The organism is Sphingobium sp. AP50, assembly GCF_900109095.1.
GTDB lineage: Bacteria > Pseudomonadota > Alphaproteobacteria > Sphingomonadales > Sphingomonadaceae > Sphingobium.
In genome coordinates this window covers 147,621-170,904 of record NZ_FNYZ01000002.1, presented here as the reverse complement: position 1 = coordinate 170,904, position 23,284 = coordinate 147,621, and the positions used below count along the sequence as shown (strand labels likewise).

Here is a 23,284-nt window from a genome sequence, read left to right as displayed (position 1 = left end):
TGCGGCGAAAGCCTAATGAGAGCGTTCACCCCGAACCGGGCGTGAAAGGTGGAGAAAAGATCATGCGCGCCGAAGCGCAGCAATATATCGACCGTATCGACGCCGCGCTGGACCTGCTGCGCCGCTTCCTCGACTGGGACCGCGCGCTGCGCCGGCTGGACGAGTTGAACGCGCGCGTCGAAGACCCGACTTTGTGGGACAATGCCAAGCTGGCGCAGGAGGTGATGCGCGAGCGCACACGGCTGGACAGCGCGATCGGCGCGACCCGCTCGATCGCGGGCGAAAAGACCGACAATGCCGAACTCATCGAAATGGCCGAGGCCGAGGGTGATGAGGACATGGTGTCCGAAGCCATCGCCGCGCTGAAGGCACTGGCCGAGCGCGCCGACGAGGACAAGATCAAGGCGCTGCTGGCCGGTGAGGCTGACGCCAGCGACACCTATCTGGAAATCCATGCCGGTGCGGGTGGCACGGAAAGCCAGGACTGGGCCGAAATCCTGTCGCGCATGTATCGCCGCTGGGCCGAACGGCGCGGCTACAAGGTCGATCTGGTCGATTATCAGGCGGGCGAAACCGCGGGTATCAAGTCCGCCACCTTCCTGATCAAGGGCGAGAATGCTTATGGCTATGCCAAGACCGAAAGCGGCGTCCACCGTCTGGTCCGCATCAGCCCCTATGACAGCGCCGCGCGCCGCCACACCAGCTTCTCGTCGGTGTGGGTCTATCCGGTGATCGACGACAATATCGATATCGAGGTCAAGGAAAGCGACCTCAAGATCGATACCTATCGCGCATCGGGTGCGGGCGGTCAGCACGTCAACACCACCGACTCCGCCGTCCGCATCACCCACGTCCCCTCAGGCATCATCGTGGCGTCGCAGAATGACCGGTCGCAGCACAAGAACCGCGCGACCGCGATGAACATGCTGAAGGCGCGCCTCTATGAAGCCGAACTGCGCAAGCGGGAGGAAGCGGCCAACACCGATTATCAGGCCAAGACCGAAATCGGCTGGGGCCACCAGATCCGCTCTTATGTGCTCCAGCCCTATCAGTTGGTGAAGGATCTGCGCACCGGCGTCACCTCCACCTCGCCCGACGATGTGCTGGACGGCGCGCTCGATCCCTTCATGGCCGCTGCCCTGTCGCAGAAGGTGACGGGCGAATCGGTCGATGTGGAGGATGTCGACTGATGATCGCACGGGCGGTTGCGGCGGGCGCCTTGCTCCTGCTCGCCGCCTGCGATCAATTGAGCGGCGGCCACGAGTCCGATCGTCCCGTCGCCGCGCAGGATTTCCCCCGCGCCGACCGCCCGGTCGCGCCGATCGTGTCGACCCGCTGGTCGAGCGAGGAAGCGCGTGACCGCGTGAACGAGGCGGAGGATATCATGGATCGGGCGGGCATCCGCCCGGGCATGACCGTGGCGGATATCGGTGCAGGCGAGGGCTATTATACCGTCCGCCTCGCCAAACGGGTCGGCGCGAACGGTCGGGTGCTGGCGGAAGATATATTGCCCGAAGTGATCGAGGCGCTGTCACGCCGCATCACGCGGGAGAAATGGGACAATGTCAGCGTCAAGCTGGGCGCGCCCGAAGACCCGAAACTGCCCGAAAACAGCTTCGACCGGATCATCATGGTGCATATGTATCATGAGATTGCCGAACCCTATGCCTTTCTCTGGCATCTGAGCCCCGCGCTGCGCAAGGATGGCGAACTGATCGTGGTCGACGCCAACCGACCGACCGACCAGCATGGTACGCCGCCCCGGTTGCTGGCCTGCGAACTGGCGGCGATGGGCTTTCGCATGGAAGAACTGATCCCCAAGCCGACGGCCGGTGGCTATCTCGCCCGCTTCCGCCGCATCGCCGCGCGGCCCGACCCGGCCAGCATCGTCCCCTGCACGCTCAACGGCTGATTCGCGCCAGCACCGCTTTCCACCCGTCCGACCAGCCCGCCAGCCCATAGGCATCGATCCGGTTTCCCGGTCGCAGGCTGGTCGCCGGATCGATCTGAAGGTGTAGCGCCCGCGCCATCGCGTCTGCATTGGCCGGATCGACCAGCAGGCCATAGCGGCCATCATCGAGCAGTGTGGCGGCATTGCCCGCGCTGCGCGACGCGACCAGCGGCCGGTCGAGCGCCATCGCCTCCAGCAGCACATTGGCCGATCCCTCCCACCAGGATGGCAGGATGAAGGCATCGGCATGGGCGATCCACGGGAAGACATTGTCGACCGTGCCCGGCAGCAGCAGGTCGGCGCCGACACCCAGCGCCTCGGCCTGCTGGCGCAGCACCCGGCAGGCGCTATCGCGGCTTTCGCCCAAAATGATCAGCCGGGCAGGGCGCTCGCGTCGCAGGGCGGCAAAGGCCGTCAGCAGCATGCCGAAATTCTTCTGGGGCGCCAGTCGTCCGATCGCCAATATCACCGGCACGTCCTGCGCCAGCCAGTCATGGGGCGGCGGCGCCTCCGCCCGTTTTCGCGCGGCCCCGGCGTCGATCGCATTCTCGATCACGCTGGCCCGCCCGTCCGCCAGTGCGCGGGCGAAGGGCGACACGCCCTGCGCCAAGATCGGCGACACCAACACAAGATGATCGGCATCGGCCGCCAGCAGCCACGCCATCAGTGCCCGCCCGGCGGTTGAGGCCAGTCCCTTTGGCGTACCCGGCGCGTCCCGGCGCAAATCGTTGCTGATGCGATAGAGCCGCCGCAGCCCCGGCACCGCCCGGCTCCCCAGCATCGCCGTCAGATGGCCGTGATTGCCCGCCGAAATCAGCAGGTCCGGTCGGGTCGCGCGCAACCATCTCCATAGTCGCGGCATGGCCCGCCATTTCTGGAGCAGGCGCGATCCGCCTGAACCACCCAGCAAGCTGTGATGCGGTACGCCCGCTACCCCGCTGCCCCCCGGCAATGCCGTCACCAGGTCGACCGCATGACCCTGTGCGGTGAGGTCGGCGGCCAGCAGGCGGACATTGCGCACCACACCGGTCGCCGCCAGCGCATGCACATAAAGCGCGATCTTCACTTGCGATCCCGCTCCACCGCAGCCGCACCGCGCCACCGCGCCTCCGGCATCTGCGCCAGCGCATGACGATAAAGCATCCCCAGCCTTCCGTCCGCTACGCCACGCCCCTCGGCCAGTTGCAGAATGTCCGTGCCCGGGTTCCAGTTGCCCTCGATCAGCACCGGCCCCTGCGCCGTCATGCCGATATCCCATCCGATAACGGTAAAGCCCGCCCGAAACCGATCGTGCGCCCGCAAGGCCAGTGCCAATGCCTCTGCATGATCGGGCAGCATCGCCCCCTTGATCGGCGCGCCGGTCGCCGGATGCAGGCGGTGGCGGATCGGCGGGCGCTCGCCCTGCCAGGCGGCATCACAGCGCCCCTGCGCATCGACCGCCAGCACCAGATTGCCGGCGTTGAAATTGTCGACCGGCCGTGGCCCGCCGACCGACAGGCGCAGCGCCGTGGCACAGACTTCGGGCGCGCCCTTTTCATTCAGGCAGGTCACGACGCGCAAGGTCGGCAGCGCGCCCGGCGACAGGTCGGCCAGTGCGGCATGGGTCGGCATACGCTGCTGGATGACGCCGCCCTGCCGCCACAGCGCGCGCAGGGAAACCGACAATTGGGCATCCGTGACGATGCCGCTCTTGCCCTGCCAGCCATTGCCTTGGCGCACGAACCGTTCGACACCCTGACCCTTGGAGCGATAGCTGGGCTTGGCGATGATATCCGTCTGCCCCATCAGCCAGCGATCAAGGTCCATCACATCGGGATCGCAGGCATTGGGCAGCGGCAGCCCCTGCGCCATTTGCGCGAACAATTGCTTGTTCTTCAGCGGATTGGCGGTCAGCGGAAAGGCGCGCGGATTGATCAGCCGGTGCAGCCCCTTGCGATCCCGCATGCTCAGGCCCTGCGCCCGGATGTCGGCTGCCAGAAAGCGCCGCTCCGCCGCCGACCATCCGCCCCCGCCGATCGCGGAAAGGGCATGGCCTATCAGCCGCTGCACCGGCGACCAGTGGCGCGCCAGCCCGTCATGATAGGCGGCGATCAGATTATTGCCGCCGTCCCGCCGGATCGGCAGCGCGCGCAGCGTCAACAAGATCTATTCCGCCGCTACCGCCAGCGTCGTGCGACCGGCCAGCACCTGCTCCGCCACATCGCGCGTGCGCGCATTGTCGACATCGATCGCCACGGCGCCGTCGCTCAATATGACCGGGCTGATGCGCAGCCGGAACCGGCGCGAAAAGCGGCCAAAGGCCTGCTCCAGCGTGCCGATGCCATAGCGGAAGCGGATGAGGTTGATCAGGCCGAAGGCGCCGACGATGCGCAGCGGATGCTTCACGAACTGACCGCCAGACCGGAACGTCTCGGCCGCCTTCAACGCGGCCCGATCGCGCAGCCAATAGGTGTTGCAATTGGAATAGCTGTCGTCGGCAAAGCGATAGAATTTGCGCTGCCCTTCCGGATGCGCAGCCAGCACGAAGGCGCGCCGGGTGAAAGCGACAGCCGCATCGGCCTGCGCCGCGGCACAGCCGTCGATCATCTCGTCCACGGCATCGGGCGTCAGCAGCACATTGTCCGCCGTGGTGATCAGCAGGGGGAAGGCCGCCCCTTCCGCCGAAGCCAGCACGCTGTCGACCAGATTGGGCTGCGCGCCGATCCCCTTGAGCCGTCCGCTGGCGATCAGGCCGCGCAGCGGCGCCAGATCGCGGAGCAATTCGGGCTGTTCGATCACCACCCGAATTTCGCCGATCCGGCGGTTGGCGGCCAGCGCGTCGATGACATGCAGCAGCATCGGCTGACCGGCCACCGGCACCAGGCATTTATGCGTGACGCCCGCCGCCATCGCCAGCGGATCGCGTGCGCCGTCGCGCCGCCCGGCCAGAACGACCGCCGTGGTCCGCCCGGCCATCATGCCGCCACCTGCGCGGGGATGGCGGTCAACAGGCCCTGCCGCTCCAGACTATGGCCGAGGATCGTTTCGACCAGCGCGGCATGATCTACTCCGATCGACGCGGCCGATCGCGAAATGGTCTTTTTGGACCAGAGGTTGCAGGACAGATTCACTTCCATGAACAACACCGTCCCGCTCGCCGGGTCATAGCGAAACTCGAACCGGCCATAATCGAACGGCCAGAGTTCGGGCAGCAGGGCCTGCGTCATTGCCGCCAGTCGATCGCGCAGATCGGCATCCTCCACCAGCACCAGCGGATCGTCGCCCGCATCGATGAGGCCGCGCTTCTCCTCATAGCTGCGCTCGCGATGCGGATCGGCCGGCACATACATCATCGGCGGCAATATCCAGGGCTGGCCGCCACTGCCGCCGACCACCGGCACCGCGACGTCCAGCAACGGCGCCCATTGTTCGACCAGCACATCATGGCCCAGCGCGAACAGGCTGTCGGCATGGTCGCGTGCCTCACTCCAGCTATCGACCATCTTCACGCCCCAGGAGGCGGAGGAAGCGTTGGGCTTCACCACCAGCCGGTCGGCGGCGAAGGACGGCGCTTCGAACAGGCCGCCACGCCGGAAAAGCTGTGCCTTCATGGTCGGCACGCCACGCGCGCGCGCCACCATCTTGCTGAGATATTTATCGTCAGACAGGCCCCGCACGATCGGCGAAGCACCCAGATAGGGCAGGTCACACCGGGTCAGCAGCAGCGGCGCCAGCATCTCGCTGTTCAAAAAGCCGCCGCGATTGAGGAGGGTAACGACAAAGTCCGTGTCGGGCCGGTCGAACAGCGCATCATAGCGATCGGCAACGTCGACATGCAGGCCGATCGCCTCCAGCGTGCTGCGCATCTCATGATGATAGATGGCATGATTGCCATCCTGCGGGTCCGGCCGGCCATCGGCGCAGGCGTGCTTGGCGAGGAAAAGGATGCGCAGGCGCGCCTTGTCGGCAGCGGATATGCGAATCTGGCGGGGATGTGTCGCTGTCATTGCTGCAAATTACAGGCGCTGCGTGACGCGGCGCTTACGATGATGTTGCATCCCCATGATCGCCATCGGTCATGGGGATGACGGTTTCGGGTCGATCCCGTTACTTCAGGTCGACCGGCGCGGCCTGCGCATCGGGGAGCGTTGCGCCCATCGCCTTCGCCAGCGTCGGCGCGATCGCCCGCATGTCGATACGACCCAGATCCTTGCCCTTGGCGATGTTGGGGCCTGTAATCAGGAAGGTCGCCTCCAGATGGGCGGGGCCGGGAAGATAGCCATGCATGCCCATGACCGGCGTAGGCGCGACCAGCGGTGCGGCGGGACCACGATAGATATCGGTGACGAAGCCGGGCTGAAGATTGATCAGGAAGGTCGCCTGCGGATTCGCCCCGGCCTTGGCGATCGCCGCCTTGTCCAGCACGGCCGCGATGCCGTTGGCTGGATTGGCCGCCAATCGGTCGAGTAGCGCCTTCGTCTTTGTCGCGATGGCGGCATCGTCCGGGCGGGACAGCATGATCGCAGCCGAACCACCGGCAATCCAGGGCATGGCCTGCCAGGATGCGACCTTGCCATCCTTGTCCAGCGTGATCAGCCCATCATCGATGAAGGCGCGGAACAGGTTGAGGCCAGTGTGCGTCGCCTCGAACCCATGATCGCTGACCAGCGCGATCACCGCGTCGGGATGCGCCTTGCGCTCGGCTGCCACCAGATCGCCGACGATCGCGTCGATCTTTTCCAGCACGGCCTTCGCCTGCGGGGTGTCCGGGCCGATGCCATGCTGCTCATGGTCCAGCGCGGTCAGATAGACGGTCAGGAAATCGGGCTTGTGCGCGGCGATCAGCGCGGTGGCGAACCGCCCACGGTTCTGGTCGCCGCTCAGGCTCTCGTCGATCCCCATGGCATAGGGCTGGCCGACCTTGCTCTCCAGTTCCGCCTTCAGGCCCGGCGTCGCCAGCGCGTCGAGCAATTTGGCGTCGTCGGGATGGCCGGTATGCCAGATTTGCGGCAGGTTCCAGCTGACGCCTTTCGCCGCGACGCTGACCGGCCAGTGGATATTGCCGGTGGACAGTCCCGCCTTGGTTGCCGCTTCCCACAAGGTCGGCACCTTGATGTCCTGCGCATACCAGTACCAGCCGCCCTGATTGATGCCGGTCGGGTCGAAACTGTTGTTGGCGACGATGCCATGGGTGGCCGGGGACACGCCCGTCATCAGCGTCGTGTGGCTGGGATAGGTCAGCGTCGGCGCGACGCCGGTCACGCCCGAGGCATGGGCGCCGTCCGTCAACAGGCGGCGCAGATTAGGCAGGGAAAGGCCGCGCTTGTCCGCCTCCAGCACGTCGCCGGGCCGCAGCCCGTCGATCGATATCAGCAGAAGCGGTTCCGCCAGCGCCGCCGTGGGCATGCAGGTGGCGAGGAGGAGCGAAACAAGCGCGGCCTTCTTCATGGCTTTAGAACCCCGCCTTCAACGTGGCGAAGAATTGCTGCGGCGCACCGACCAGCAGGGTCTGCGCGTCGCCGCTATTGCCGAAGCCGCCCGACCCGATGGTGCCGACATATTTCTTGTCGAACAGGTTGGTGGCGTTCAGCTGCACCTCGATCTTGTCGGTCAGGCGATAGCCGATCGATGCGTCCACGATCAGGCGACCGGGGACCGATGCGTCGTTGGTATAGCTATAGTAGCGGCGCGACATATAGTTGAGGCCGACACGGCCGAAGATCGGGCCATTGTCATAGTTGAACTCACCGCGCGCCATATGCTTCGGGCTGTCGACCACGGTCTTGCCCTTGATTGCGGCGACCAGCGTGCCGTCCGAGCTGTTGAGCACGTCGTCGCGATAGGTCGCGTCGGTGTAGCTGTAGCTGGCATAAACGCCGAAGCCGCCGCCCAGCTTCAGGTCGCCCGCCGCCTCGACGCCGACAGCGCGCACGCCGCCGACATTCTGGAGCGCGGAGGCCAAACCCTGGATCGGGCTGCCGACCTGCACCGCCAGCAGGCGGTTGCGGAAGTTCACCAGATAGGCGCCCAGCGTACCGTTGAAGCGCGACGTATTGTAGCGCAGGCCCAGTTCGAACGTGTCCGACGTTTCGGGCTTCAGATCATCCTTGATCGCGTCGAAACCGGCCTGATTGGTCGAGAAGGGGCCGGTGGTGGTGGCGCTGGCGAAGGCGCGGGTGACTTGCGTGAAGCCGCCGAAGATTTCGGCTTCGGGCGTCAGCTCCACGGCGAAACCGGCATGGGGCTGGAACCAGTCCTGTGCCTTGATCTTGCCCTGCGGGAAGGTCGCCTGAACGATCGCTTCCGCCTTGTTCGTGACCTGGAACCCCTTCCAGCCCAGATTGATCGTCACCATGCCCAGGTCGATCTTGTCCTGCACATGATATTGGAAGGTGTTGGTGGTGAAGTCGAACGCCCACTGGGTGTAGAAGGGATCGGTCGGATAGTCGCGGAAGCTCAGGCCCGGCGAGGTGCGGCTTTCAAAAGCGTAGAAGCGGCGTGCCTGATTGAACTTGTTATTCTCATACCATGCGCCGACGCTCAGCTGCTGGATGCCCAGCGTATAGTCGACGCTGCCGAACACGCCGATCCGGTCCATGTCATATTCGGTCGTGCGGATCGACATAGGCACGCCATTGGGGCTGGGAGTATAGGGCGTGGCCCACAGGCCCATGCCGCTATTATTGTGGTAATAGCCCTTGATCTGGAAATTCGCCTTTTCGCCGATCGGCGTGGTGAAGCCGATCGCGCCCAGCCAGTCCTTGCGCAGGCCGGCCGCGTCATAATAGGCGTCGTCCGCGCTGGTGACATTGCCGGGATAGACCTGACCGCCGGCGACCGATGCGCCGCTATAGTCATAGAGGCCGTCGGGGAAGGGCGATCCGCCGCTGTTGCTGATCAGGTCGACATCGTTCAGGCGATCGGCATAGTCGATGGCGCGGGCATAGTCGGGATAGGTGTTGTCCCAGTTCCAGCCGAGGCGACGGATCATGCCCATCGACATGTCCTGATAATCCTGTTCGCGGCGGTCCGAATAGCTCAGCCAGCCGTCGATCTTCGCTTCGCCCACGGGGATCACGACCTTGGCATTGCCCATATGCTGGTCCTGCGTGCCCTGGCCCTTCCACTTGTCGGTGGCGCCATAGCCATAGGAAATATAGCCGCGAATGCCGTCTCGCGTGCCCAGCGCAAGACGGCCGAAGGCGCGCCATGTCTCGTCGCTGCCATAGGTGAGGTTGCCCTGCCCCGCGAGCGAACCGCCGCTCAGATAATCGGCCGGATCGGCGGAGAAGGTTTCCACCGTGCCGCCCAGATTGCCGGTCGCCTGCGTGCCGAGCGAGCCGGCGCCCTGCGACACGCGCACGCTGCCGATATTCTCGCTGCTGATCGCGCGGGTGATGTGCAGGCCATTATGGTTGCCATAGCTCATGTCGCCCAGCGGGATGCCGTCGAAGGTGAAGCCCAGCTGATTCTGGTTGAAGCTGCGGATGGTGACGCGCTGCGACCATTCATAATTGCCGAACGGGTCGGCCGACTGGAAATTGACGCTGGGCAGCTTCTCGATCGCCTTCAGCGCATTGGTGCCGGGCGTCAGCGTGATGATGTCGCGATTGGTGATTTCCTGCACCTGGCGGGTTTCGCCCCGGCCAAAGACGATGATTTCGGCGCCGGATGCGTCGGCGGCGGCATCGGCGGCCGGCGTGGCATCCTGGGCAAAAGCAGGCGTGGAAATGATGGCAGTTGATGCCAGCAGCAGAGCGGTGGTGATACGCATGGTCGAATAGTCCCCCTTGTTCGGACCTTGATGTTGGGGGCGCACCTATCCGGATGATGTTGCGGCGCGATGTGGATTACTTGACGAAGGCGGGTCAGTTGCATGACCGCGCTGTCACAATTGCGGTCTGATTGTTGCTGGAGCCGATTTCTGCTACGATTCTGCCCGGCTTTCTCGTGTATGGAGTCCCATATGACTGGCCGGCTTCTGACCCCTGTCATCGCTCTTGGATTCGGCTGCGGCCTGTTGGCGCAGATCGGCGCCATGGCTCAAAATCCGGCCTCTCCGCCCGCCAATATAGCGCCGCCCGGTACCGGCGGCGTGATGCCGACGCCCGGCGATGCGGAGGCTGCGATCCAGTCCCAATATGATAGTGCGGAAAAACAGGGAACGCAGGCCGGCTGGCTGCTATTCGTGCAGCGCTACCCGGATCACAGGCTGGCGCAGGAAGCGCGCCGCCGCGCTACTCTCGCACTGAAAAATCGATAAGCCTGCAAATTCAACATATTGAATTCAATTTTGGATGAAGTCGGCTCTGAAAATAATTTCTGTAATGCTGCGTTGCAAAAAGAAATTCAGTTTTACGAGTCGAAAACAGTAAGTAGATGACAAGCTGTGTCATAAATGATGTTGCTGCTATCTTGCTGATTTTACATACAATCAATTCCTTGGCACAAAGTGTGAATCCTGCCATTACTCTGCGCCAAATAAGTGGTCGCCATACTGACACAGTGAACGTGTCGTTCTCATTCTTTGGGAGGTTGTATGGTAAAGGTTGCAGGAAATAGTCCACTAAAGTCCCAGACAGCGTCGGAATCCACCAATGCAGCGTCATTCGGCGTTGTGGCGCAGGACGGCTCCAACATCTTCGACGCGACCCGCGTCGATGCACTGCGCAGCGAAGTTCTGCTGCTTTATCCACAGGATGTCATGACCCCGCCCGCCACCGCGACGGCCGGTGATCTCAACGCACCACAGGAAAATGGCAGCAGTTCGACGACGGCGGCGCAAGGTGCGACCGGCGACGCCAAGATCGACGGCATATTGAGCGGCATCAAATGGGCCGGCGGCATCACCTATAGCGATGTCGATTCCAGCGCCGATTATCAGGCGGGTTACAGCTCCGACGGCGATGGCGACGGTATCAGCGCCCAGAATGAGGGCTTTTCGCAATTCACCGGTCAGCAGACGCTGGCAATGCATACGGCGCTGAATGATGCGACCTACACGCAGCTTGCGGCTGCCTGGGGCTTCTCGGTCGAAGCTTTCACCAATCTGAGCATTACCTATTCCGGCTCCGGGGATGGCAGCGCGACTATTCGCGCCGCCAATTCGAGCGATCCGGGGACAGCCTATGCCTATTATCCCAACAGCAGCATCTATGGTGGCGATACTTTCTTCGGCAACTATTATGACTCGTCCATATACACGCTGAAGAATCCGGTTGCGGGCAACTATGCCTGGCACACCATGATTCATGAACTGGGTCATTCGTTGGGCCTGAAACATGGTCAGGAGACCGGCGGCCCCTCCAACGTCGCTCTGCCGACCGCATGGGATTCGATCGAATTTACGGTCATGACCTATCGCAGCTATGTCGGCGCGCCGCTGTCGGGCTACAGCTACGAACAATGGGGTGCCCCGCAAACCTATATGATGCTGGACATCGCGGCGTTGCAGGAAATGTATGGCGCGGACTTCACGGTGCAGTCGGGCGACACCGTCTATACCTGGAGCCCAACGACTGGCGAAACCTATATCAACGGTTCGCTGGCGATCGATCCGGGCGGCAATCGCATCTTCGCGACTATCTGGGATGGCGGCGGCGTCGATACTTACGACCTGTCCAATTACTCCACCAACCTGACGCTGGACCTCAATCCCGGCGGCTATTCGGTATTCAGCCAGGCCCAGCTTGCCTATCTCGGCAATAATGGCAGTAACGTCTACGCTCGCGGTAACATCTTCAATGCTTTGCTCTATCAGGGCAACAGCGCGTCGATGATCGAAAACGCCATTGGTGGTTCCGGTGCCGACACGATCACCGGCAACTATATCGACAATGTCCTTTCCGGCGGCGGCGGCAACGACTCCATCTATGCTGGATCAGGCAATGACACGCTCAACGGCGATGACGGAGACGACTATCTCTTCGGGGATTCCGGTACTGATACGCTGAATGGTGGCGCGGGCAACGATACGATCGACGGCTCCTATGGGTCCGACATCATCTATGCCGGTGCAGGCAACGACATCATTTACGGTGGCTGGGACGTCGACACTCTCTATGGCGAAGCTGGCAATGACGTCTTCATCAACCGTGAAGATCTTTCCATTCCCGACGTCGAATGGGGCGACAATATCGATGGTGGTTCGGGTACCGACCGGCTCGACCTGAGCAATGTGACGGTCAATTACGGCGCGATCATCGATCTGACGGCCGGCACATGGCAATATGACCCCATTTATGGCGGTTCGTGGACGATCACGTCGGTCGAGAATATCGACGGCACGCAACTGGGCGATACCCTGACCGGCAGCACGGCGGCCAACGTCTTCAACGGCAATGGCGGCGATGACAAGATTTATGCCGGGGCTGGAAACGATACCCTGAATGGCGGCGCGGGTGATGACTTGCTGGTCGGTGGTGCAGGCAATGACATCTTCAACGGCGGCAGCGGCAAGGATCTGATCTACGGCGAGGATGGTAACGACACCTTCCTGCTGGCAGACGGTTGGAACGGTGGCTATGGCGAAATTTTCGCGGGTGGCGCCGGATCGGATACGTTCGACTATTCGGCTACCAGTGTGGTCAGTTCGGTAACCAATCTGGATGATGGGACATTCACCTATCTGCCCGGTGGATCGGGGCCGATCACCCTGTCCAGCGTCGAAAATGTCGTGGGCAGCGCGGGCGCGGATACCATCATCGGTACAGGCGCGGCCAATAGCTTCACCGGCAATGACGGCGATGACATTTTGCAAAGCCATGGTGGCAACGACACCCTCAGCGGCGGCAATGGCAACGACCTGCTGAACGGCGGCGGCGACAATGACGTGATGGACGGCGGTGCTGACACTGACACTGTCACCTATGCCGGAGCGGCGGCAGCCGTTACCGTCAGCCTGGCAATCGCCGCTGCACAGGCGACCGGTGGGTCAGGGACCGACACGATCACCAATGTCGAAAATCTGACCGGCTCCAGCTATAATGACACGCTGACCGGCAATACAGGCGCCAACGTTCTCGATGGCGGCGCAGGCGCCGACATCTTGACCGGCGGTGCGGGCAACGACACCTATTATGTCGATAATGTCGGCGATAATGTGGTCGAACTCGACAATGAAGGCACTGACACGATCATCTCGTCAGTATCTTATGCGCTGACCGGACGGATTGTCGAAACATTGACGCTCGTCGGAGCGGCAGCTCTCGATGGCACCGGCAATGGTCGCTCCAATACGATCAACGGCAATGGCGGCAACAATATCCTGACCGGCCTTGATGGTAATGACACGTTAAACGGTGGCCTAGGTGCCGATATCCTTAACGGTGGTGCGGGCAATGATATCCTTAATGGTGGCGCCCATACGGATACGGCGACCTATGTCGATGCGACGGCAGCGGTGACCGTCAGTCTGGCGGTGGCCGGTGCGCAAAATACCGGCGGTGCGGGGACGGATACGCTGATCGATATCGAAAAGCTGACCGGTTCGGCCTTTAACGACACGTTGACCGGCAATACCGGCAACAATACGCTGGATGGCGGTGCAGGTGCTGACGTGCTGAGCGGCGGGGCAGGGGACGACACCTATTATGTCGACAATGTCGGCGACAATGTGGTGGAAGCCTCGGCGGATGGCACGGCCGACCGCATCTTCTCGTCGGTCAGCTACACCTTGTCCGCTCGCTATGTCGAAACGCTAAGTCTGACCGGGACGGCGAATATCAATGCGACGGGCAACAGCAAGGCCAATACGCTGAACGGCAATGACGGCAACAACATCCTGCTGGGCCTTGACGGGATTGACGTGCTGAACGGCGGCCTGGGTAACGACACGCTGAATGGCGGGTTGGGTAACGATACGCTGAATGGCGGCGCGGGCGCGGATACATATGTGTTCGATACTGCGCTGAGTGCGACCAATGTCGATACAGTCAACAGCTACGCCGTGGCTGACGATGTGATCTCGCTAGAAAATGCAGTGTTCACCGGATTAGCGGTTGGGACCCTGACTGGCGGGGCTTTCTATATCGGCGCAGCGGCCCATGATTCGACGGATCGGATTATCTACAACAGCGCTACCGGCGCGCTGCTCTTCGATGCGGATGGTAATGGTGCAGGGGCAGCCATTCAGTTCGCTACGCTATCGACGGGTCTGGCGCTGACCGCCAGCGAATTCGTCGTGACATGATCGGCTGATCCTCGTTGCCGAAAAAGAAGGGCTGTCCGGCTATCGGGTAGCCCTTCTTGCATTCTACTAAAGCTTCATTTGATTGATATTTATCGAAACTGCCTTGTCGCCCCAATGGAGGTTTCACATGATTATCCGCCTGTCTGGCGAAAGAGGCATCAATACCTCTACTCCAGCGCTGACGGCGGATATCTCAACGACATTTGTTCATGATGTCATCCGCGCTCTGGCGATCCCCGTCGATGCACAGATTGTCGGCACCGAAACCGGTGATCTCCTTTATGGCAGTAACGGCAACGATTTGATCGACGGGCGTGGTGGCAACGATAATCTGCAAGGCGGCCTGGGACAGGATGTGCTACTGGGTGGCGCAGGTGACGATTATCTGGATGGCAATGAGCATGCCGACCGGATGGAAGGTGGCGCGGGCAACGACATATATCGGGTCGACGACTATGGCGACCTGGTGGTTGAGGCGGCCGGGCAGGGTAATGATCTGGTCGTAGCCCGGATTTCCTATTCCCTCGCCAACACGCAGGTCGAAAATCTCTTCCTCATTGGCAGCGCGGTTACGGGGCAGGGCAATGGTCTGAACAACCTGCTGTTGGGGAATGATGGCGACAATCTGCTTCAGGGCATGGACGGTAATGACCGCATCGAAGGCGGCGCTGGCAATGACAGGCTGCATGGCGGGGCCGGTGACGATCATCTGATCGGTGGCGACGGCCATGACCGGTTCAATGGCCAGCAGGGTGCCGACCGGATGGAAGGCAATAATGGCAACGACATTATCTATGGTGAAGCTGGCGATGATCAACTGGACGGCCGCGATGGAAATGACATTCTATACGGAAGCGAAGGCTATGACCTGTTCTGGGGTGGACAGGGTGACGATGTCTATTATCTGACCGAAGGCGTCCCGTTCGAAAGCGAGTATGATTTGTGGGACAGGGTTTTCGAGGGTGTGGATGCCGGTATCGACACCATTTATGCCTATGCCAAGCATAGCTGGGTTGATTATTACCTGTTCGATAATGTCGAAAATCTGATCCTCTATGGTCCTGCTGAAGGGGCCGGTTGGCTTTACGGCAATGGTCTGTCCAACCTGATCGTCCATAATGATGGTGGCGGCGCCATATTTGGTGGATCGGGTGACGATCATATCGAGGCATGGGGCGGTGACGATTATGTCACCGGCGATGATGGCAATGACGTCATTCAAGGCGGATCGGGCAACGACACATTGTTGGGCTATGACGGCGATGATGTGCTGGAAGGCGGTGAGGGCGACGATATTCTCGATGGCGGTCAGGGTTTGGACTTCCTGTTCGGCGGAAACGGCAATGACCAGCTCGGCAGTCTGGATGGCGCCGTCGAAACCATGGATGGCGGGGCAGGCGACGATGTTTACGAAATCGATTCAAAGAGCGACGTGATCATCGAAAATGCGTCATCAGCATCCTTCGATACCGTTCGCGCTTATGTCAGCTACACGCTGGCCGTCGGCGTAGATGTCGAGCGAATGGAATTGCTGAGCAAGGGCAATCATAATCTGACGGGCAATGCCATTGCGCAGACCCTGATCGGTAATCATCGCAACAATAGCCTCAGCGGTATGGGCGGGAATGATATATTGATCGGCGGAGCCGGGATCGACCGGCTGACCGGCGGAGATGGCGCCGATATATTCCAGTTTGGCAGTCCGCTGACTGACAGCGGGGATATCATTACGGATTATGTCGTGGCCGACGACAGCATCATCCTTGAAAAGGCGATTTTTACCAAGATACCCTTGGGTGCTCTGCCCGTCGGGGCTTTTCGGATGGGATCGATGGCGTTGGATGCCGGCGACCGCATTCTGTACGACAGCGCGACCGGCGTGCTCTATTATGACGCCGACGGCAATGGAACTCAGAGTGCTCTGCAATTCGCCACCGTCACGCCGGGTCTATCGCTGTCTGCCGCGGAATTCGTGATAATCTGATCAGCGTCTGTGAAGCTATGGGAGCGGGGTTGCAGATTCCCGCATCCCTTTCCTTCACTCGCGGAAGGCGGTTTCCTTCAGGCGGGTCAGCGGGGTCAGCAGATAGCTCAGGATCGAGCGCTTGTCGCCCAGCAGGTTGACGTCCGCGCCCATGCCGGGGCCGATGCGCAGGCGACGGCCATTGGCGTCGGTGATGGCGTCGCTGCTGGTGCGGATGCGGACCAGATAATGGCTGTCGCCGGTGCGTTCATTGACCACCGCGTCGGGCGAGATGGCGACCACTTCGCCCTGCATCGATCCATAGACCGCGCTGTCATAGGCGCTGATATTGACCTTCGCCCTCTGTCCCAACTTTACCGACGCAATATCCTTGGCCATCACCGCCGCCTCGATCAGCAGGCTGTCACGGCCCGGCACCATTTCCAGCAACGGATCGCCCGGCCGCACGCTGCCGCCGATAGTGGTCACGAACACCCTGTTGACCCTGCCGTCCAGCGGCGCGCGGACGATGGTACGGCTGAACTTGTCCTCATAAGCGGGCAGGGCCGCCTGCCGTGTGGCAATTTCGCCCCGCGCGATCGCCAGTTCGTCGGCCGCGCGGGCGATCCAGTCGCGCTTCTGCTGCATCGCGCTCGATTGCGCTTCGGCCAGGCTGGACTGGGCTCGCGCCACGGAGGCCGCAGCCCCCGCCGCCTCGCTGGTCGATACACTGACGGCATTCTGCGCCTGCAACAGGGCGCGGCGCGGCTCGATCCCTTCCTGCACCAGCGGCCGGATGAGGTTGAGGTCGGCCTTCGCCGTCTCGCGCGAGGCGTCACGCGAATCCTGCGTCGCGCGGTTCTCGGCGATCATCCGCTGCGCCTGCGCGATGCGCGCGGAACCGATGCCGTTCAGGCTGTTCAGTTCGGCCATGCGGGCATTGTAGAGGCTCCGCTCGACCTCGATCTGGCTCGCCATCACTGGATCGCGCGCTTCGGGGAAGCGGGGCGCCTTGCCGGTAATCTCGGCCTCCAGCCGTGCGATCTTCAGCGACAGCGCGTCGCTGGTCGTCCGGCTGCTTGCCAGTTCCGCGCCGCTCTGCGTGGGGTTCAGGCGTACTAGCGGCGTGCCCTGCTTCACATCCTGCCCGGTGCGGACCAGAATGGCCTCGACCACGCCCCCTTCCAGATTGGAGATGACCTGCAATTGCGAGCTGGGAATGACCTTGCCGATCGCGCGGACGGTGCGATCGATGTTGGTAAGCGCAGCCCACAGCACGAAGATGACCATGAAGGCCAATATACCCCACAGGAAGATATTGGCCGGAACGGTCGGCTTGATATGGCCGTCTGCGGTGGTTTCGACGCCGCGGGTCATGCCGCTTTCCCTCCCGAAAGGCGCTGAAGTATCGTGTCGCGCGGTCCGTCGGCAACGATCTTGCCCTGATCCAGCACGATCACACGGTCGACCAGTCGCAACAGCGACGTGCGATGCGTGATCAACAGGACTGTGCGGCTCTCGACCTCCGGTTGCAACCGGCGGATCAGTTCCGCTTCGGTCTGCGCGTCCATCGCGCTGCTGGGTTCATCGAACAACAGGATCGGCGGATTACCCACTAGCGCGCGGGCGATGGCGATCGACTGGCGCTGCCCGCCCGACAGGCCTTCGCCCCGATCGGTCAGACGCAGGTCATAGCCGTTGACGATCTGCCCCATGAAGCGGTGCGTGCCGCTGATTTCCGAGGCGCGCAGCATCTCGTCATGATCGCCTGCTTCGCGATCGAGGCAGATATTGTCGCGCACCGATCCGGCCATCAGCACATTGTCCTGCATCGCCGCGCCGATGAAGCTGCGTACCTGCCGTGTATTATATTGCCGCACATCGGCACCGTCGATCAGGACGACGCCTTCCTGCGGTTCGTACAGGCCCAATACCAACCGGGCGATGGTGGACTTGCCCGATCCGACCCGTCCCAGAAAGCCGACCCGCTCCCCGGCAGCGATCGTCAGGTTGATGCCGTTCAGCGCATTTTCCGGCGCGCCGGGATAGCGGAACATGACATTGCGCAACTCGATCTTGCCGTCGATCTTGGTGGGCATCAGGCCTTCGCCAGTCGGCCCTTCGTTGGGCGTCTCCATCAGCGCGTTGATCTGGCGATAGGCGATGCGCGTGGCCGACAGGCGCGACAGCAAGGTTGCGATCTGCGCCAGCGGGGCGATCGCCCGGCCGCACAGGATGGAACAGGCCAGCAGCGCGCCAGTGGTGATCACATGATCACGCAGCAAGCCGACGCCCAGGATGATGATGCCGCAATAGGCTATGGTGTTGGCGCTGTTGGCGACGGTGATGGCGACCGATGCAGTCAGCCGCTGGCCCAGCGAACTGTGCGAGTGTTTGATCAGCGCCTTGCGCCAGCGTTCGCGCTGCATCGGGCCGGCGCCGATCGCCTTGACGGTCTCCAGGCTGCCGATCGTTTCGATCAGCACTGATTGCTTGACCAGACCGTCGCCCAGGCTCTTCGCCGACAGCCGGTCGAGCGCCGGATTGGTGAAGACGCCGGCCAGGATCACCACCGGGATCATCAGCAGCGGCGGCAGCACCAATATGCCGCCCAGCGCCGCGATCACCGACAGGGTGATGAGGATGAAGGGCACGTCGATGATGGCGGACAGAGTGGCGGAAGCGAAGAAGTCGCGCAGCGTCTCCAGTTCGCGCATCAGGCCGGTCAGCGTGCCGGTCGATCCCTTGCGCTTGTCCAGCCGCAGCGCCAGCAGCTTGGCAAACAGCGTATCACCCACGTCATGGTCGATATTGGCGCCCGCCACATCAACGAAATAGACGCGCAGCAGCCGCAACACGAAATCGAACAGTAGCACGATCACCAGCCCGATCGTCAGCCCCACCAGCGAGGAGGAGGCATCGTTCGGGATCACCCGGTCATAGACAGTCATGGTGAACAGGGACGAGACGAGCGCGAACAGGTTGATCATTAGCGCTGCGATGGCGACCTTCACATAGGTTGCGCGGTTGCGCAGCATCGGCTCGATCAGCCAGGGCGCAAAGCGTTCCCTGGCCGCCGCGATCAAGGGCTGGTCGTTCATGGCCGGGCGGTCCTGTCCGAAAGGTCGATGGAAAGATGGGGCAGCAACTGGCCGGTCTTGGCCAGCAGGATGAAGCGCGCTGCGTCGCTGTCCGAGAGGGACTGCACATAATTGGCGGCGCTGTAGAAATAATTATCCTCGGCGCTTTGCAGGTCCAGCAGGTCGCCCTGTGACGATGCGAAGCGGGCGGCGATCACGTCGCGCGTATCGCGGCTGGCGCGATAGGCATTTTCGGCCGCCACCAACTGGGCGTCCAGTGCCTTGAGGTCGGACAAGGCCGTCTGGGCGTCCCGCAGCGCATCCTGCCGGACGCGGGCGGCATAGGCCTCCGCCCCGTCGGCGCGCGCGGTCGCCTGATCCGCCTTGGCATTGAAACCGGCACCCAGTTGCGCGCGCACGATGATGCGGCCGCGAATGTCATAGTCGCCCGAATTTTCGAACACGCCATAGCGGCCGGCATCGATCCCGGCGGCGATGGTGGGCAGGCGCTCGGCGCGGGCAGCGCGGGAATCCTGTCGCGCGGCGCGGGCTTCCGCTTCCGCCTTGCGCACTATGGGTGATTGCAGCAGCAGCGCTTCCAGTCCCGCGGCCTCGGTCGGCAGGTCGCGGGGTAGCGGTGCGCGGGCCAGTTGTGCGGGCGCATCATGCCCGGTCAGCGCACGATATTGCGCCTCCGCCGTGTTGAGATCGCGCCGGAAGCGCGCCAGCCGCAACTGGGTGGTGGCAATCGAACTGTCCACACGGGGCAGGTCGCCACGCGCCGAATAGCCCTGCTGAATACGCCGCTGGAGTTGTGCGCGCACCTGTTCCTGCCGCTTGCCATAATCGATCGCGGCCTGTTCCATCAGCCGCTGGGCGAAAATGGCATACCAGGCGGCGATGGTGCGCAACGCCACATCCTCCCCCTGGCTACGGGTGGTCAGGCGCGCGGCTTCCACCCGCGCGTTGCTGGCGCTGATCCGGCTCGATGCCGATCCGAAATCGAGCAGACGCTGGCGCACCGAAGCGCTGGCATCGGTACGGCCTTCGGGCCGCGACCGTTCGATGATGTTGCCGATATCGTTGGAAAAATTGCGCGCCAGCGACCGATTCGCATCCACCGTCAGGTCGATCGACGGGAACAAAGCCGACTTGGCCTGCACGCGCGCCGCCTCCGCCTCGCGTTCGCCGGCCTGCGCTTCGTCGATGACGGCATTTGTCTCGACGGCGGCCTGGACTTCGCCATGGAACAGGGCCGGATCGCTGGCCGCTTCCGCGCTGCGCAGCAGGGGATCGTCGGTCGTCGGCGCGGAAAAGGGCGTCATATTGGGCGGCGCCAGCACCGAAGAGGGCTGCGCCCCTGCAGGCGCAACGACACCGGCGAGCAACGCCATCCACGCGACGCCCCGCTTCATGGCGCGCACGCGCCAGCCGGCTTCCTTGCCTCTATCCCCCAGCACAGCGTACCCCAACGCCTATATCCCCCAAGCATCATCCGCAGAGTCCTTGCAAAGGGCGGCGGAGACGATGTGCGGGCGATATGCCCGAATAACCATAAGCAGGCAACTTGGTTCGCGACGAGTTGTCACAAAGTCGCGATCATGACGGCGATGGTCATCTTCTTGCCCATTACGTGGACAGGAAAGACGTTCCGGACATGTTATATTTCAGGTCAAAGAAATGGCGTTCCGGGGCTGCGAACGCCGGAGCATACGCCCCGGCGTCTCCCGATATCTTTACCAGGCGAATCGCAGCGATCCGACCACCGTGCGCGGCGCGCCATAATAGCAGCTATTGTTGAACGGGCAGGCCGAAATATGCGTCTTGTCGAACAGGTTGCTGGCGTTGACCGCCAGGCTCCATCGATCCAGCCCGACCTTGGCCAGGTCATAGCCGATCAGTGCGTCCACCAGAATGAAGCCGTCGGTATGGAATCGCCGGAAGGTCGTCACATTATTGATGATCGCATAGGTGGTGGTGCCATCCGAGCCGCCGACATAGCGCACCCCTGCACCCAGACTGAGGCCCGCCAGCGGCCCGCTCGCCTTGGCCGCCTTGCCGAAATCATAGGACAGGAAGGTCGATGCCGCCCATTCCGGCGTGCCAAGCTGGCGTGTGCCGGTGGTCGTTGGCGTCCCGCTGTTGGTCGCGGTGGCCGCGACGGCCGGCGCGCCCTGAGTGATGATCGCGTCGGTATAGCTGGCCGCCGCAATGATATCGAAGCCCGGCAGGATCTCGCCGCGCCCTTCCAGTTCCACGCCCCGCACCCGCACTTCACCGATCTGGATCTGGGCGGTCGACGGGATCGATCCGGTGCCGGCTTCCGGATGGCTGACCAGCACATTCTGCCGCCGCAGGTCATAGGCGGACAGGGTGAAGATCGCATTGGTCCCGGCCGGCTGATATTTCAGCCCCGCCTCATATTGGCGGCCGGTCACGGGCGTCGCCGCGCGATTTTCGGTCGGCGACACGAAGACGGTGCCCGATTGCGGTTCGAAGGATTCGGCATAGCTGACATAGGGCGATAGGCCGAAGGCGGATTCATACAGAGCGCCCAGCCGCATGGTGAAGGCCGACTGGTCGAAGCGCGTGACCGGCGCGGCGCGGGCGGCGGCGGTGGTCGGGTTGAGGTTCAGCGAGCTTTGTTCATACCAGTCCTGCCGACCGCTGGCGATCAACTGGAGGCGACCGATCGACATCTGATCCTGAAAATAGACGCCGGTCTGGTCGCGCTTGCCATAGCTGTTGGTATAGGCGCGCGCCGCACTGGCGAGGCCGGACAGGTCCTTCAGGTCGAAGGTCGGCAGGCCGGTGCCATAGGTCGGCGCGAACAGGCTGAGATTGGGAATGCCCTGGGTTAGGCGGCTGTTGAACTGCTGCACATTTTCGCCGGTGATGCGCTGATAATCGACCCCGACCAGGATATTATGCTGGATCGGGCCGGTCGCGAACTTGGCATTCAGGCTGTTGTCCAGCGTCAGCGTATCGAAATCCTCGTCCGCGCCGCCACCGCCGCGGAAGATACGCGAATAGTCGCTGTTGGTGGAGGTTCCCGTGCCCGTCGTCAGGAAACCGGACACATAAAGCTGGCGGTAGGACAGCTTGTTGTTCTGGAACCGGAAATTGGACCGGACCGTCAGATGCTCGTTAAAATCATGGCGGAAGAAGGCGGCGATCGACTTCGCCTTGTGATCATAGCGCTCATAGCCCGGATCGCCGGTGTTGATGTCGCGCGGCAACGTGCCTAGCCCGCCATTGGACAGGACCGTGCCATAGGCCGGCACGCCCGAATAGCCGCCGCCGCTCGGCGCATGCTGATAGGCGGCGACCAGCGTGAAGCTGGTGTCCGGGGCCGGGGCGAAGGTCAGCATCGGGCTGACATGATAGCGCTCGGAAAAAGTGCCCTCGGTCAGGCCATCGGACTTCTGCCATCCGCCCACGACGCGGGCGAGCAGTCGGCCGTCGCTGTCCAGCGGCTGGTTGACGTCGCCGACGAAGCGCAGGCTGTCATAATTGCCGACCTGCGCTTCGAACCGGCCGAAGCCGTTTGCCTCGGGCATCTTGCTGGTCAGGTTGACGAGGCCGCCCGGCGTGGAATTGCCATAGAGGACCGATGCCGGCCCCTTCACCACGTCGATATGGTCGATGCGGTTGAAGTCGATCTGTGGCGTGGAATAGGGGCCGGCGATCAGCCGCATCCCGTCCAGAAAGACGCCGGGCGAAAAGCCGCGCAGGATGAGCTGGTCATAGCGGGTGACCATCCCGCCGCGCTGGTTGGGGGATACGCCCGCGACATAGCCCAGCGCCTGATTGATCGACAGCGCGTTGCGTCGGATCAGTTCGTCATTGTCGATGATGGTGATGCTCTGCGCCGTCGCCATCAGCGGGGTGTCGGTCTTGGTGCCCGACCCGGTCTGATTATCCTTCAGGCCAGTGACGATGATCGTGTCGCTATTGGCATCGGCGGCTTCCTCTGCATGCGCCAAGGCTGGCACAAGCGCACATAGTGCAACACCGAAGTAGACAGATGCATGCGTTGCGCGCCGACGATGCAGATGCGCGGACCTGGCCGACGAGATAATCATAAATTCCCCCTGTTGCGAATGATAATAATAACGATT

Annotated in this window: 15 protein-coding genes; 5 read left to right on the top strand and 10 right to left on the bottom strand. The window is 62.6% G+C overall.

Annotated features, from left to right (window positions below):
- Nucleotides 1-62: 62 nt before the first annotated feature.
- Nucleotides 63-1,190, top strand: a complete 1,128-nt coding sequence (gene prfB / locus BMY84_RS06750; RefSeq protein ID WP_093082208.1) for a peptide chain release factor 2 — start codon at nt 63-65, stop codon at nt 1,188-1,190.
- Nucleotides 1,190-1,912, top strand: coding sequence for a class I SAM-dependent methyltransferase (locus BMY84_RS06745; protein WP_177203929.1), 723 nt, complete (start codon nt 1,190-1,192; stop codon nt 1,910-1,912). Before prfB ends, BMY84_RS06745 begins: the two co-directional genes overlap by 1 nt.
- On the opposite strand, the gene BMY84_RS06740 is transcribed toward BMY84_RS06745, so the two are convergent.
- From BMY84_RS06740 to BMY84_RS06715, 6 genes are all read right to left on the bottom strand, one after another.
- The gene (locus BMY84_RS06740) at nt 1,902-3,017 is read right to left on the bottom strand and encodes a glycosyltransferase (RefSeq protein ID WP_256215115.1); all 1,116 of its coding nucleotides are present in this window, start codon (nt 3,015-3,017) and stop codon (nt 1,902-1,904) included. The genes BMY84_RS06745 and BMY84_RS06740 overlap by 11 nt on opposite strands.
- Nucleotides 3,014-4,093, bottom strand: a complete 1,080-nt coding sequence (locus tag BMY84_RS30385) for a sugar-transfer associated ATP-grasp domain-containing protein (protein WP_143074999.1) — start codon at nt 4,091-4,093, stop codon at nt 3,014-3,016. Before BMY84_RS30385 ends, BMY84_RS06740 begins: the two co-directional genes overlap by 4 nt.
- 3 nt (nt 4,094-4,096) lie before the next feature.
- Complete coding sequence (locus BMY84_RS06730; protein ID WP_093082726.1) at nt 4,097-4,906, bottom strand: NTP transferase domain-containing protein; 810 nt, start codon at nt 4,904-4,906, stop codon at nt 4,097-4,099.
- Complete coding sequence (locus tag BMY84_RS06725; protein WP_093082203.1) at nt 4,906-5,937, bottom strand: phosphoribosylglycinamide synthetase; 1,032 nt, start codon at nt 5,935-5,937, stop codon at nt 4,906-4,908. Before BMY84_RS06725 ends, BMY84_RS06730 begins: the two co-directional genes overlap by 1 nt.
- Nucleotides 5,938-6,037: 100 nt before the next feature.
- Nucleotides 6,038-7,378 (bottom strand): alkaline phosphatase family protein, encoded by a 1,341-nt coding sequence (locus BMY84_RS06720; protein ID WP_093082200.1) that lies wholly within the window; start codon nt 7,376-7,378, stop codon nt 6,038-6,040.
- A 4-nt stretch (nt 7,379-7,382) separates the two neighbouring features.
- Nucleotides 7,383-9,704: a TonB-dependent receptor gene (locus tag BMY84_RS06715; RefSeq protein ID WP_093082198.1), complete on the bottom strand. Its 2,322-nt coding sequence runs from the start codon at nt 9,702-9,704 to the stop codon at nt 7,383-7,385.
- Nucleotides 9,705-9,896: 192 nt separating this feature from the next.
- On the opposite strand from BMY84_RS06715, the gene BMY84_RS06710 reads away from it, so the two are divergent.
- The 3 genes from BMY84_RS06710 (at nt 9,897) to BMY84_RS06700 (ending at nt 16,104) form a co-directional block, all read left to right on the top strand.
- Nucleotides 9,897-10,193: a hypothetical protein gene (locus BMY84_RS06710; protein WP_093082195.1), complete on the top strand. Its 297-nt coding sequence runs from the start codon at nt 9,897-9,899 to the stop codon at nt 10,191-10,193.
- Nucleotides 10,194-10,469: 276 nt separating this feature from the next.
- Nucleotides 10,470-14,120 (top strand): M10 family metallopeptidase, encoded by a 3,651-nt coding sequence (locus BMY84_RS06705; RefSeq protein ID WP_093082193.1) that lies wholly within the window; start codon nt 10,470-10,472, stop codon nt 14,118-14,120.
- Nucleotides 14,121-14,247: 127 nt separating this feature from the next.
- Nucleotides 14,248-16,104, top strand: coding sequence for a calcium-binding protein (locus BMY84_RS06700; RefSeq protein ID WP_093082190.1), 1,857 nt, complete (start codon nt 14,248-14,250; stop codon nt 16,102-16,104).
- A 54-nt stretch (nt 16,105-16,158) separates the two neighbouring features.
- On the opposite strand, the gene BMY84_RS06695 is transcribed toward BMY84_RS06700, so the two are convergent.
- From BMY84_RS06695 to BMY84_RS06680, 4 genes are all read right to left on the bottom strand, one after another.
- Nucleotides 16,159-17,460 carry an HlyD family type I secretion periplasmic adaptor subunit gene (locus BMY84_RS06695; protein ID WP_093082188.1) on the bottom strand — a complete coding sequence of 434 codons (1,302 nt, stop codon included), beginning with the start codon at nt 17,458-17,460 and terminating at the stop codon, nt 16,159-16,161.
- A complete protein-coding gene (locus BMY84_RS06690) occupies nt 17,457-19,184 on the bottom strand; it encodes an ATP-binding cassette domain-containing protein (RefSeq protein ID WP_093082185.1) in 1,728 nt (575 codons plus the stop codon). Before BMY84_RS06690 ends, BMY84_RS06695 begins: the two co-directional genes overlap by 4 nt.
- Complete coding sequence (locus BMY84_RS06685; RefSeq protein WP_256215113.1) at nt 19,181-20,623, bottom strand: TolC family protein; 1,443 nt, start codon at nt 20,621-20,623, stop codon at nt 19,181-19,183. The genes BMY84_RS06690 and BMY84_RS06685 overlap by 4 nt, the downstream gene beginning before the upstream one ends.
- A gap of 276 nt (nt 20,624-20,899) precedes the next feature.
- Nucleotides 20,900-23,149 (bottom strand): TonB-dependent siderophore receptor, encoded by a 2,250-nt coding sequence (locus tag BMY84_RS06680; RefSeq protein ID WP_177203928.1) that lies wholly within the window; start codon nt 23,147-23,149, stop codon nt 20,900-20,902.
- Between the last annotated feature and the right edge of the window lie 135 nt (nt 23,150-23,284).